This window comes from Alsobacter ponti (genome assembly GCF_024294805.1).
GTDB lineage: Bacteria > Pseudomonadota > Alphaproteobacteria > Rhizobiales > Beijerinckiaceae > Alsobacter > Alsobacter ponti.
Window position 1 is genome coordinate 1 of record NZ_JANCLU010000024.1, and the last position, 12431, is coordinate 12431.

General features: G+C 70.3%; 12 protein-coding genes and 1 tRNA gene. 6 read left to right on the forward strand and 7 right to left on the reverse strand.

Annotation, left to right across the window (positions count from 1 at the left end):
• The 3 genes from NK718_RS18970 to NK718_RS18980 all read right to left on the reverse strand — a co-directional run.
• The coding region (locus NK718_RS18970) for an ImuA family protein (RefSeq protein WP_254745542.1) at positions 1-1114 on the reverse strand (1114 nt) is incomplete at its 3' end.
• Positions 1115-1959: 845 nt separating this feature from the next.
• Positions 1960-2427 carry a hypothetical protein gene (locus NK718_RS18975; RefSeq protein WP_254745544.1) on the reverse strand — a complete coding sequence of 156 codons (468 nt, stop codon included), beginning with the start codon at positions 2425-2427 and terminating at the stop codon, positions 1960-1962.
• A gap of 351 nt (positions 2428-2778) precedes the next feature.
• A complete protein-coding gene (locus NK718_RS18980) occupies positions 2779-4155 on the reverse strand; it encodes a hypothetical protein (RefSeq protein WP_254745546.1) in 1377 nt (458 codons plus the stop codon).
• A 396-nt stretch (positions 4156-4551) separates the two neighbouring features.
• Here NK718_RS18980 and NK718_RS18985 point away from each other — a divergent pair, with 396 nt between their 5' ends.
• The 4 genes from NK718_RS18985 to NK718_RS19000 all read left to right on the forward strand — a co-directional run bounded on the left by NK718_RS18985 (position 4552) and on the right by NK718_RS19000 (position 7023).
• A complete protein-coding gene (locus tag NK718_RS18985; protein WP_254745548.1) occupies positions 4552-4992 on the forward strand; it encodes a low affinity iron permease family protein in 441 nt (146 codons plus the stop codon).
• Between the two features lie 107 nt (positions 4993-5099).
• Positions 5100-6140, forward strand: a complete 1041-nt coding sequence (locus NK718_RS18990) for an MBL fold metallo-hydrolase (protein WP_254745550.1) — start codon at positions 5100-5102, stop codon at positions 6138-6140.
• Position 6141: 1 nt separating this feature from the next.
• Entirely contained in the window at positions 6142-6561 is a 420-nt protein-coding gene (locus tag NK718_RS18995) for a YeeE/YedE family protein (protein ID WP_254745552.1), read from the forward strand.
• 3 nt (positions 6562-6564) lie between these two features.
• Entirely contained in the window at positions 6565-7023 is a 459-nt protein-coding gene (locus NK718_RS19000; protein WP_254745554.1) for a YeeE/YedE family protein, read from the forward strand.
• Here NK718_RS19000 and NK718_RS19005 read toward each other — a convergent pair.
• The 3 genes from NK718_RS19005 to gnd all read right to left on the reverse strand — a co-directional run bounded on the left by NK718_RS19005 (position 7011) and on the right by gnd (position 9531).
• Positions 7011-7943 carry a Kelch repeat-containing protein gene (locus NK718_RS19005; RefSeq protein WP_254745556.1) on the reverse strand — a complete coding sequence of 311 codons (933 nt, stop codon included), beginning with the start codon at positions 7941-7943 and terminating at the stop codon, positions 7011-7013. The two genes, NK718_RS19000 and NK718_RS19005, sit on opposite strands and share 13 nt — an antisense overlap.
• Before the next feature lie 74 nt (positions 7944-8017).
• Positions 8018-8551 carry a gluconokinase gene (locus NK718_RS19010; protein ID WP_254745558.1) on the reverse strand — a complete coding sequence of 178 codons (534 nt, stop codon included), beginning with the start codon at positions 8549-8551 and terminating at the stop codon, positions 8018-8020.
• A complete protein-coding gene (gene gnd, locus NK718_RS19015; RefSeq protein WP_254745560.1) occupies positions 8548-9531 on the reverse strand; it encodes a phosphogluconate dehydrogenase (NAD(+)-dependent, decarboxylating) in 984 nt (327 codons plus the stop codon). The genes NK718_RS19010 and gnd overlap by 4 nt, the downstream gene beginning before the upstream one ends.
• A gap of 217 nt (positions 9532-9748) precedes the next feature.
• Between gnd and NK718_RS19020 the strand changes: the two genes are divergently transcribed.
• Positions 9749-9825, forward strand: a tRNA-Arg gene (locus NK718_RS19020).
• Positions 9826-9893: 68 nt separating this feature from the next.
• Here the strand turns inward: NK718_RS19020 and NK718_RS19025 are convergent.
• On the reverse strand, positions 9894-10712 hold the full coding sequence (locus tag NK718_RS19025; protein ID WP_254745562.1) for a class I SAM-dependent methyltransferase: 819 nt from the start codon (positions 10710-10712) through the stop codon (positions 9894-9896).
• Between the two features lie 306 nt (positions 10713-11018).
• Here NK718_RS19025 and ugpB point away from each other — a divergent pair, with 306 nt between their 5' ends.
• Positions 11019-12329: a sn-glycerol-3-phosphate ABC transporter substrate-binding protein UgpB gene (ugpB, locus tag NK718_RS19030; protein ID WP_254745564.1), complete on the forward strand. Its 1311-nt coding sequence runs from the start codon at positions 11019-11021 to the stop codon at positions 12327-12329.
• Positions 12330-12431: the final 102 nt, after the last annotated feature.

Consider the following 12431-nt stretch of genomic DNA (forward strand, 5'->3'; position numbering starts at 1 on the left):
CGACACCGTCATGACCAGCAGCAACACCTACAATCCGCCGGGCAATATCGAGGGTGTGATCTTCACCGGCGTCGGCAGACGCGGCAGCACGAGCGAGAGCAGGCGGGGGCTCGGCGAGGAGGCGCTCATCGGGGTTCCACTCCATGATCCAGCGTCCGCCGCGCCCGGTGCCCCCGGGCTGGCGGCTGCGTTCCAGCACCGCCGCGAAGCGCGGGCGGCCGATGCCGGGAAAGTTTCCGCGCGAAGGCAGGGCGTCGCTGGGCGCGGCGGCGACGCTCCAGCGCGTGGCGGCCCCGCCCGGCCCGCCATGCGCGCCGGCGCGCAGCAGCAAGGCGGGCACGCCGGAGGCCTCCGCCGCCAGCACGAGGCGGCGCGTGGCGGTGAGGTCGAGCGCCTTGGGGTCGCCCCACGGCTCGATCAGCACGACGCCGAGCGCCGCGCAGCGCAGGGCCTCCTCGGCCGCCCGCAGGGCGTCGCGCGCGTCGGCGGCGGCGACCAGGGTCAGCCGGGCGGGATCGAGGCCGAAGGCGGCGAGGCCGGGCCCGTAGGGCTCGCCCGTCTCGCGCCCGGCGAGGTCCTGCCGCACCCACAGCCAGGGCCGCGAGGACGCCGCGCGGTGGAAGGCGAAGCGCGCCGCGCAGGCCAGGGCGAAGCCGGCCGCGGCCGCCGCGTCGCCCGGCTCGGCGGGCCGCACCTCGTGGACGCCGCCGCGCGCCAGCCCGCCGCCCAGCGCGAGGTCGGCGTCCGCGCTCCCCAGCGGCGCGACCCCGCGCGGCGCCTCCAGCGCCCGCGCCCCGCCATCCGCCCCGATGGCCGCGATGCGCGCGCGCAAGGCCGGCAGCGCCCCCGCCCCGGCGGCCGGCGTCTCGCCGGCCTTGCGCTCGATCGCGGCGGACGAGGGCTTGCCGTGGGCGTGCTCCGTCAGCGCGGCGGACGAGGGCGGGCGGGAGCCGGCGTCGCCCGAAGCGTTGGACTTTGCGTCGCCGGAGCCCGGAGCGCCGGCCTTCGCCTCGTCCGCCCTTCCCCCGGCGCGGCCGCGCGCGCCCCTCCCGCCGGGGGCGGGGAGGCCGCCGCCCGGGGCGGGCCATAGGGAAGGGTTCGCGGAAGCGGTCATGGCTCCACGTGGCTCTTTCGTCGACGGTTGGTTCACAGTTTGTTCCGCTATAGATTCCAGCGGCGCGACCCGGAGTCAATGGCTTCCCGCGCCCCCGGTTCCGGCGCCGCCCTGCGAAGCTATGCGCGCCGGCAACGCCGCGCGGAAATCACGAAGCGCGCTAAAATCGGCCTGTCCGGGAAGCACCACGTGCTCTCTCTTGAGCGTGGCGGAGCGTTCGGTCGTTCTATGTTGAGCGTGCGACGAAGCGGGCGGTCATGGATCGTCGCGGACAACCTTTCTCACGAGGATTGTCTCTCCACGGACGAAAGCTTGTTGTATGGTGACATGCACCACAACGTTGCCGAGCACAAACCTTCATGCACGCGGCGAACGAACAGGTGGAGGGAGATGCTCACAACACGCTTGAAGGTTTTTGCAATCAAGCGCGGCATGGCGGGCATAATTCTGGAGAGCGGCAATTGCACTGCTACCCCTGCGGAGTACGATTTTTCGCTACAAACCGCATTGCGGTAGGGTCACCGACGACCGGCGCACTTCGAACGCTCTCCGGAGGCTTGTCGGCAAGCGCCTGACTTATCGGGCAGACGGCTAACTAAAAAGTGACGTCGGGGATTCAAATCCCCGGCGCGGTGTGATAGCTACTGCTTTGTCTGGAAGCAGGGTGGGGCGGGATGATCAGTCCGCACCCCGTGAGGCCCAAACAGCCCCTGCGAACCGCATCGCGTTGCAATCGTGCTGCGGCCCGGAAGACGGCAAGACCGCCCATATCGGCGCGGTCGAGCCGGGGTGCCTAGCCTAGCTAGGCTCTACGTGTTGTGGGCGGCATATGCGCTCCATGATGCTCAATTTTCGGCGGAGGGGTCTGTAGGAGGATTGCCCTCCGCCGAATTCCTGTCGTGGAAGCGGACAAGAAACCACCGCCCCGACGTATTTTCCTCGTATTTTCCTGTGGCCGCGCCGCGGCGGAGTTCACCGCGCACAGACGAAATCTGGATCAGCGATTCCGCTTCCCCCGCCCGGTCCCCCATGATTTCCGCCGTCGTTGCGCCCCAAGCTCCACGAGCCTTTAGAGACCGCTCGATCAGCGTCGCTACGCTGCCTTTCGGTGCCCGTTTCCGCGCTCTATCTTTGGCGGTCGGTGGAGACACCGTGACCGTGGGCGGGTGGATGACGGTGGCTGAAGCAATGAGCCCCCGGATGCGGTCACGCTCAGAAGCTTGCCCGCGCGCATAAGCCTCGTCTGCAACCTTTTCGAATGCCTTGCGGATCAGATTGAACGCCTGTTCCAATGAAGGGTCGTGATCAGACATGGCAACCTCACCTCACGAAGAGCGTCCGAATCGACACCGTGGCCTCGACCGTAACGAGAGTCATAAGCGCGTCGGTAAGCGCGTGTCAATAGGTCGCGCCAGGATAATGACGCCGCGTTTAAACGCGCGACCGAAGATGCCGGGGCCGGTATGTTGGAGGAGGAGTTTGACGCGGCCGTCGGGAAGATAGCCCGATAAAAATAAGACCGGCAGCCGCGCTGAGTTTCCTGCAGTCCAAGTCGAGGCTTGGGCACAGGCGCGATAACGCCGTGGTTCATAAAGGGCATGATCGCCAAAAAAAAGCGCCCCGGAAGATCCGGGGCGCGCCGAGGGGGCCGGGGAAGGGTGGGATCAGGGCGTCGCCGTGCCGGTGCGGATCGCTTCGGCCTGGGTGGCGACGTCGCCGACCAGGGTGTCGTCCGCCGTCAGGCCGAGATTGGCGTTGACCTGCGAGACCACCGCGTCGTCGATCGACTTGTTGGCGGCGGAGGCGAGCGAGGTCGCCGACTGCTCGGTGGCCGCGGCCAGCGCGTCCTTGGCGGCCTGCTCGGCGGCCTGGGCGTCGGCGAGGTCGGTCGTCGCCGTGGTCTGCGCCGCGACCGCCGCGTCGTAGGCTGTCTGCGCCTCGGTGACCTTGCCGGCGGCGGCGGCGTTGTCGGCCACCGCCTGGTTGGCTGCGTCGACCGCGGCCTGGTCGGTCGACTGCTGCGCCTTGGCGGCGTCGAGCGTGGCCTGGGCCGAGGCCGCGGCGGCGGCGAGCGCCGAGTCGAGCGGGTTGGCGGCCGCGGCGGCCGCGGCGGCGTTGTAGGCCGTCTGCGCAGAGGCGACGGCCGCGATGGAGGCGTCGAGCTTGGCCTGCGCGTCGAGCACCGCCTGGTCGAGCGCCGCCTTCTCGGTCGCGGCCTTGGCAGCCGCCGCGATGGCGGCGTCGAGCGCCTTCTGGGCGTCCTCGACCGCCTTCTTGCTGGCGTCGAGCGCCGCCTGGGCGGTGCCGACCTTGGCCGTCGCGTCCTTCAGGGCGGCGGAAGCGGCCGTGGCGGCCGCCATCGCCTCCTTGTAGGCGGCGATCTTGCCGACCGTGGAGTTCGCCGAGGCGCGCTCCAGGGCGCGCGGCGAGGCGTGGGAGGCGTTCAGCCGGCCGAGCTGGGAGGCCGAGGCGAGCTGCGTCTTGGACGCCTTCTTGTCCTCGGTGACGGACGCGGTGCGGACGGACGAAGCCTGCCGGCCGGCGCTCTTGTCGGCGCTCTTGCCGGCGCTCTTGCCGCCGGAGACGGCGTCGGCCGTCCGGGCCGAGCCGCGCTGCGAGGAGACGCCGCCCGAGGTGACGCCGCTCAGGAAATCCGCGAGCGCGCCGACCGGGCCGCCGATGCCCGAGCCGCCGCGCGAACCCTGGCCGCCGCCGTGGGAGGAGCCGCCGCCCTGGCCGCTGCCCATGCCGCCGCCCATGCCGCCCCCCGTGCCGCCGCCCATGCCGCCAGCATTGCCGCCGCCACGGCCATTGCCGCCGCCGGAAGCGTCGGCGGAGGCGCCGCCGCCATTCCCGCCGCCATTGCCATTGCCGTTGCCGCCGCCATTGCCGTTGCCGCCACCGTTACCGCCGCCATTGCCGCCTCCCTCCTTGGCGAGGGCGGGCGAGACGCCGAGCCCGATCTGGGACAAAGGTTGCGCCAGCAGCGCGAGCGATGCGACCGCCGTGGCGAGGAGAAGACCCGAACGCGAAGCAGGCATGGAAGACCTCTCGAATGCCCAAGGTGAAGCCTGATGGTGACGAGAGGACACCTGAACCGTGGCCGCGGGGCAAGTTTCTTTATGTACGTGGGTCAACATGATCCCTCGCCAAATGCAACAATTTGAAACTTATGCGTGCAACTCCATGATGACTCGCGGCATCGGCCGAATGCGGCCCGGAACATCGAAAGTCGTCATCGCCAAGGCTGGCGGACTCTTCACGCCGGAACTTCCGATCAATGCGCTTCGTCTGTATGGAGATCGCGGATTTCGAGCCGTTGCTCGGCTGTGTTTCAACGGCGTATTCCGAAGCCGGCCGGGCCGCCCATGGCGCGCCGGGGCGGCCGTGCATCCTTTTCGCGCCGTCGCACGTTGCAAGTCCGGAGCGAAAGAACGATGCAGTTCACCAAGATCTTCAGCGCTTTCGCGGGCGCTGTTTCACACGCGACGGGACGGCCGATCACATTCGCCCTCGCCGTCGGCACCGTGCTGGTGTGGGGGATCACCGGCCCCCTGTTCCATTACTCGGATACATGGCAGCTGGTCATCAACACCGGCACGACGATTATTACATTTCTGCAAGTTTTCTTGATCCAGAACACGCAAAACCGCGACGGCGCGGCGCTGCAGACCAAGCTCGACGAGCTGATCCGCACCAGCCACGCCCAGAACCGCTATATCGGCATCGAAAACCTCACCGAGGAGGAGCTGGAGGAGCTCCGCCACCGCTGCGAGGACCGCGCGCGCAGGATCACCGATGCGGAGCGCGCCGGCGACGAGGCCAAGCGCAAAACCAACCGCAAGGCCGCCAAGGCCGCCGCCGACGCCGTGCGCTGAACCGCTTGCGCGGCCCTTTGCGCGGTGACACTGTTTGCCGCCGGCGATAACTTAACAATTCGCAACGACGGATAGCGTCGCCGGCCACGGCAGCGGAGGGCGGCGAGATGATCTTCAGGCAGCTTTTCGACAACGTTTCCGGCACTTACAGCTACATTCTGGCGAGCCGCCGGGGCGCCGAGGCGCTCATCATCGACCCCGTGCTCGACAAGGTCGACCGCTACATCAAGCTGCTCAACGAGCTTGACCTGCGGCTGGTCAAGGCAGTCGACACGCACCTCCACGCCGACCACATCACCGGCCTGGCGGAACTGCGCGACCGCACGCGCTGCATCACCGTGATGGGCGAGAACACCAAGGCCGACGTCGTCTCCATGCGGGTCGGCGACGGCGACCGCATCGACATCGAGGGCATCGGCCTCGACGTCATCTACACGCCGGGCCACACCGACGACTCCTATTCCTTCGCCCTGCCCGACCGCGTCTTCACCGGCGACACCCTGCTGATCCGGGGCACCGGCCGCACCGATTTCCAGAACGGCGACGCCCGCGCGCAGTACGACTCGCTGTTCAACCGCCTGCTCAGGCTGCCCGACGAGACGATGGTGTACCCGGCCCACGACTACAAGGGCGACACGGTGAGCACGATCGGCGAGGAGAAGCGCTGCAATCCTCGCCTGCAGGTGCAGTCGGTGGACCAGTACGTCGCCATCATGAACAGCCTCAACCTGCCGAACCCGAAGATGATGGACGTGGCGGTGCCCGCCAACATGCATATCGGCTTCGCCCAGGACACCGTGGCGCAGCGCGGCTGGGCGGTGCTGCCGGAGCAGGGCATGAAGCTGTTGGCCGACCCCGGGACGGTGTTCGTCGACCTTCGCGACAGGGCCGAGCGCGAGCGCCACGGCGTCATCCCCGGCTCGCTGCACGAGCCCTATGGGCGGTTCCGCGACGACCTCGGCGCGGGCGGGATCATGCGGGCCATCGGGGGCGACCGCCGCGTCGTGCTCTACTGCGCCCACGGCGAGCGCTCCGCCATGGCGACCCAGGCCGCGCAGGAAGCGGGGCTCACTGGCGTGTCGCACCTGCACGGCGGCCTCGCCGCGTGGAAGGCGGCGGGCGGCCCGATCGAGCGGCCGGGAGCCTGACATGATCGACTTCTCCCCCCTGCACGGCCTCGCTGGCGGCCTCCTCATCGGGCTGGGTGCGGTGACCATGATGGCCGGCATCGGCCGCATCGCCGGCATTTGCGGCATCGTCGTCAACGCGATGTTCGGCCTCGAGCGGCCGTGGCGGCTGGCCTTCCTGGCCGGGCTGCCGGCCGGCGCTCTCCTCGCGGGAGCCACCGGCGCGGCCGATCTCGCCGATCTCGGCTTCCCGGCTTCGGTCCCGGCCACGGTCGCCGCCGGCCTGCTGGTCGGCTTCGGGGCGACGGTCGGCTCCGGCTGCACCAGCGGGCACGGCGTCTGCGGACTGGCCCGCCTGTCCCCGCGCTCGATCGCGGCGACCGCGGTGTTCATGACCACGGCCGCGCTCACCGTCTTCGTCACGCGTCACCTGGCGGGCTGAACCATGGCGGCTGTCATATCGCTTCTCGCGGGCCTGGTGTTCGGGGCCGGGCTCGCCATCTCGGGCATGATCGACCCGGCGCGGGTGCTCGGCTTCTTCGACGTGGCGGGCGCGTGGGATCCGACGCTCGCCTTCGTCATGGCCGGCGCGCTGGCCGTCACGATCCCGGGCTACAGGCTGGCCTTCGCCCGGCGCGCGCCCGTCGCCGGCCGGACGTTCCACGTGCCGACCGCGTCGGCGATCGACCGGCCGCTGCTGGGCGGCGCGGCGCTGTTCGGCGTCGGCTGGGGGCTGGCCGGCTTCTGCCCCGGCCCGGCCATCGCCGCGCTGGCGACGCTGGCGCCGAAAGTCTGGCTGTTCGTGGCGGCGATGCTGGTCGGCATGGCCGCCGCCAAGGTCTGGCGCGACCGCGCCGGGGCGGATCCCGCTCCCGCGCCGCTGCCGAGCGGTCAGGGCCGGTAGACCTCCACCGCGTCGGACCGCGTCGCGCCCGGACGCGGCCCGCCCCCGACGACGTAGAGCGCGCCCTCGAACACCGCCGCGACCAGGCCGTGGCGCGGCGTGGCCATGGGCGGCAGCGCCGTCCAGGCATCCGACGCCGGGTCGTAGGCCTCGGCGTCGGCGAAGGTGCGCTCGCGCGATTCCCCGCCGACCACCACCACCGACCCGTCCAGCACGGCGGCGGCGACGCCGCTGCGCGGGGTCGGCATGTCGCGTCCGCGCGACCACGCGTCGCGCTCCGGATCGTAGATCTCGACCACCCCGAGATTGCGTCCGGGGTCGCCGTCGCGCCGTCCGCCGGCGGCGACGAATCGTCCGCCGATCTCGGCCATGGCGAAATGGTCGCGCGCGGTCGGCAGCGGCGCGCGCGCCATCCAGCGCCCGGTCGCCGGGTCGAACGCCTCGTGCGCCGGCGTGTTGCGCCCGTCCGCGCCGCTGCCGCCGACGACGTGCAGGCGGCCGCGCCAGACGGCGGCGCAGGGCGAGCCGCGCGGCGTCGGCAGGTCGGGCAACGAAGTCCATGCGTCGCGCGAGGGGTCGTAGAGCCGCACGGCGGCGAGCGGCCGCCAGCCGGGATCGAAGCCGCCGGCGAGGACGAGCCCGCCCTGGAACGCGGCGGCGGCGGCGTGGTGGACCGGGGCGGCCAGCGGCGCGCCCACGCGCCAGCTTTTGGCGGCGGGGTCGAAAATCTGCGTCTCGCGCTCGCCGTGATAGCCTCCCGCCACCACGACAAGGCGGCCGACGAGCGCGCCGGCGATCTCCGTGCGCGCCGAGGGCATCGGGGCGGCGGCGCGCCACGCCCCCGCCGCGCGCCCGGGCGCGACGGGCAAAAGGGGCGCGACAGCGCCGAGGGCCAGAAGGTCACGCCGCGAGGGGGCCATGCGCATCGCTCCGGGACAGGGCGCGATGATGCCGCGTTCGCGAGCGCTCCGCTACGCCGGACGCCGGACCGGCCTCAGCGCTTGCGCAGCCCCAGCGCGGCGATGATCGTCTCGGCCACCTGCGCGGGCGATTGCGACACCGGCACGGAGAGCACATTCTCCTCCGGCGCGGGCGGCTCCAGAGTGGCGAACTGGCTGTCCAGCAGGGAGGTGGGCATGAAGTGGTCGCGCCGGCGCGCCATGCGGTCGCCGATCAGCGCGCGGTCGCCCACCAGGTGCACGAGGCGCGCGCCGTCGTTTCCGGCCATCAGCACGTCGCGATAGGCGCGTTTCAGCGCCGAGCAGGTGACGATGCCGGGCTCGCCGGAGGCGATGCGCTGGCGGATCCACGCCGCGATGGCCTCCAGCCACGGGGCGCGGTCGGCGTCCGTCAGCGGCACGCCGCGGCTCATCTTCTCGACATTGGCCGGCGGATGGAAGCTGTCGGCGTCGCGGAACGGCCAGCCCAGCCGCTCGCTCAGCAGGCTGGCGGTGGTGGTCTTGCCGGAGCTGGACACGCCCATGATGACGACGACGCTCACCGGGGCCGTCTTGTCCGCGCCGCTCATTTCTTGCCGGGCTCCTGGTGGCCGCCGAAGCCCTTGCGCATGGCGGAGAGCACCTTCTCGGCGAAGGTGTGGTCCTGCCGGGAGCGGAAGCGCGCGAAGAGGGCGGCGGTGAGCACTTCGGCCGGCACGGCCTCCTCGACGGCGGCCTGCACGGTCCAGCGGCCCTCGCCGGAATCCTCGACATGGCCGGAATAGCTGCCGAGGTCCGCCTCCTCCGCCAGCGCGGCGGAGGTGAGGTCGAGCAGCCAGGAAGTGATGACGCTGCCGCGCCGCCACACCTCGGCGATGCCGGGCAGGTCCAGCTCCAGCCGGTGCTCGGGGGGCAGCGCGGGCGTGGCGGCGTTCCTGAGGATGTCGAAGCCCTCCGCGATGGCCTGCATCATCCCGTACTCGATGCCGTTGTGGATCATCTTGACGAAATGCCCAGCGCCGGTGGGGCCGGCGTGGATGTAGCCCTGCTCGACGCGCGGGTCGAGCGCGCCGGCGTTGGGGGTGCGCGGGATGTCGCCGAGGCCGGGCGCGAGCGCCGCGAAGATGGGGTCGAGCCGCGCGACCGGCTCGCTGTCCCCGCCGATCATCAGGCAGTACCCGCGCTCCAACCCCCAGACGCCGCCGCTGGTGCCGATGTCGAGGTAATGCAGGCCGCGCGCCTTCAGCTCCGCGCCGCGCCGCACGTCGTCCTTCCAGAAGGAGTTGCCGCCGTCGATGATGACATCGCCCGGCTCCATCAGCCCGGCGAGCTCCTGGACCGCCGCCTCCGTGGCCGCGCCGGCGGGCAGCATCACCCACACGGCGCGCGGCGCGGCGAGGCCGGCGACGACGCCGGCGAGATCCGCCGCCGTGGTGGCCCCGGCCTCGGCGGCGAGCACGCGGCCCGGCTCGGGGTTGCGGTCGAACACCACGCAGCGATGCCCGTTGCGGGCGAGCCGGCGCACGATGTTCGCGCCCATCCGGCCGAGGCCGACGACACCGAGTTCCATTCCCGAGACTCCCACAGGCCGCGACGGCCGAAGCCGGTCATTCGGCGACTTCCCGGGCCGAGTCAAGCGTGGCGGAAAGGCGCTCCCCGCCGCGCCCCCGAGGCGGCCGGGGAGGCCGGCGGGACAGAATCTGGATGGGTGCGGACGTCCGCCGCCGCGCGGTTGAACCGCGCCACGCAATCGGCTAGACAGAACCCGTCGCCCCATAGGGCGGCTAGCACCCGTAGCTCAGCTGGATAGAGCGTTGCCCTCCGAAGGCAAAGGTCACACGTTCGAATCGTGTCGGGTGCGCCAAAGCTTTTTTCGTATCGATGCGACTTGAAAACGTCCGCCGGCACGGCGACCGGCGGCGCGTTCCCCCTTCACGCCTCGCACACGTAGCTGACCGTGCGGATGCGGCGGTCGCGGAGGTTGGCGACCTGGTTGCGGGCCATGGTCGCGAAGTCGGCGCCGAGGAAGGTCTGGAAGGTCACGGCCGGACCCGAGCCCGCCATGCGCGCGGCCATGTCCTCGAACCAGCGCTGGCTCGCTTCGGTCGAATCCTCGGTCGCCACGATGCGGAAGCCCGCGTCGCGCAGCAGGGACGCCATGGCGTCGGGGGTCGCGAGGTGGCTGATGGAAGGCTCGCGCGCCCACGGCACCGGGTAGATCACCTCGCCGCCCTCGCCCTGAAGCACGTCGTAGGCGACGAAGCGGCCGCCGGGCTTCAGGACGCGCCTCGCCTCCGCGTACATCCGGTCCTTGGCGGCGATGTTCATGGCGACATGCATGGTCATCGCCGCGTCGAACGCATGGTCGTCGAAGGGAAGGCTGGTCGCGTCGCCCTGCCGGAAGTCGACGCGGTCCGCGAGGCCGACCCAGCCGCTCATCGCCGTCGCGGCGTCGCAGAAGGCCTGGGTGAGGTCGATGCCCGTCACGTGGCAGAAGAAGGTCTCGGCCAGCGTCCGCGCCGGCCCGCCGAGCCCGCTGCCGATGTCCAGCACGCGCGAGTTGCCGTCGAGGTTAAGAGATGCGGCCAGCTCCAGCGTCGCCTTGCGGCCGCGAATGTGGAACTCGTCGACGGACGCGAGGTCGGCCGTCGTCAGCCGGTCCATGTCCTTGCCGGCCTGGCGCAGCCTGTCGGCGATCGCGCCCGCCAGATCGCCCGCCCCGCCATAATGGCTCGCCACCTCGTCCGCCATGGTCGCCCCTCCCTGGGCCATTCCAGCCAGAACGCTGTCGCGAATAATGAAACATGCGGATTTCGTTAAGTCGATCCGGCAACGGCGTCATTTAAAGCGCGGGCCCGTCGCGTTGCCGTGCTCCCCGCCGACCCTTCCCGCCCGGCCGAACGGGCCGCGCCGAAGGGGCGGAAGCGCACGACCGTCACATTTGTCGTTGAACTGTCGTGGAACGTTCATGTTAAGCTGGCACCAAACCACAACATCCGTTCCATCGAGGGCGGGGTTCACCGGACCCGTGTTGTGGGACCGAAGGGAGAAAGACGAATGAAGTTTCACCTGACCGCCGCCATCTCCGTGCTGGCCATGTCGATGGCCGCGCCGGCTTCCGCGCAGACGGAAATCCAGTGGTGGCACGCGATGACGGGCGCCAACAACGACGTCGTCAACAAGCTCGCCGCCGACTTCAACGCCTCGCAGAAAGAGTACAAGGTCGTCGCCACCTACAAGGGCTCGTATCCGGACGCGCTCAACGCCGGCATCGCCGCGTTCCGCGCCGGCAACGCGCCGCACATCCTCCAGGTGTTCGAGGTGGGCACCGCGACGATGATGGCCGCCAAGGGCGCCATCAAGCCGGTGCAGGAGATGATGAAGGAGGCGGGCGAGAATTTCGATCCCAAGTCCTACCTGCCGGCCATCACCGGCTACTACTCCACGGCGAAGGGCGACATGCTGTCCTTCCCGTTCAACTCGTCGTCCATGGTGATGTGGGTCAACCGCGACGCGCTGAAGAAGGCCAACATCGCCGAGATCCCGAAGACCTGGCCGGAGGTGTTCGAGGCCGGCAAGAAGCTGAAGGCGGCCGGCTGGGACAAGTGCGGCTTCACCGCCGCGTGGTCGCCGTGGGCCCTGGTCGAGCAGTTCTCCGCCTGGCACAACGTGCCGATGGGCACCAAGGCCAACGGCCTTGACGGCTTCGACACCGAGATGAAGTTCAACAGCCCGCTGCACGTCAAGCTGCTGACGGACCTCGTCAATCTGCAGAAGGACAAGACCTACGACTATTCGGGCCGCGGCAACGAGAACGAGGGCCGCTTCACCTCGGGCGAGTGCCCGATCATGCTCACCTCGTCGGGCTTCTACGGCAACGTCAAGGCCAACGCGAAGTTCGACTTCGCCGCCGCGCCGATGCCCTATTATCCCGACGCGCCCGGCGCGCCGCAGAACTCGATCATCGGCGGCGCCTCGCTGTGGGTGATGGGCGGCAAGTCGGCGGCCGAGTACAAGGGCGTCGCCAAGTTCTTCACCTTCCTGTCGGACACCGACCGCCAGGCCAAGCTGCACATCGAGTCCGGTTACCTGCCGATCACCAAGGCGGCCTACGACAAGGTGAAGGCGTCCGGCTTCTACAAGGACTTCCCGGATCGCGAGACGCCGATCAAGGAGCTCACCAACAAGGAGCCCACCGAGAACTCCCGCGGCCTGCGCTTCGGCAACATGGTGCAGATCCGCGACATGATCTCGGAAGAGCTCGAGAACGCGCTGGCCGGCAAGAAGTCGCCGCAGCAGGCGCTGGATGACGCCGTGTCGCGCTCCAACGCCACGCTGCGCCAGTTCGAGCGCACCGCCGGCCGCTAAGGGCCGCCCGGCCGCTCCCCCAGGGAGCGGCCGCATGACATCGACCCCGGCCGCGTCCGCGCGGCCGGCTTGCCTTTCGGACAACCGGGCGGTCCGAACCAT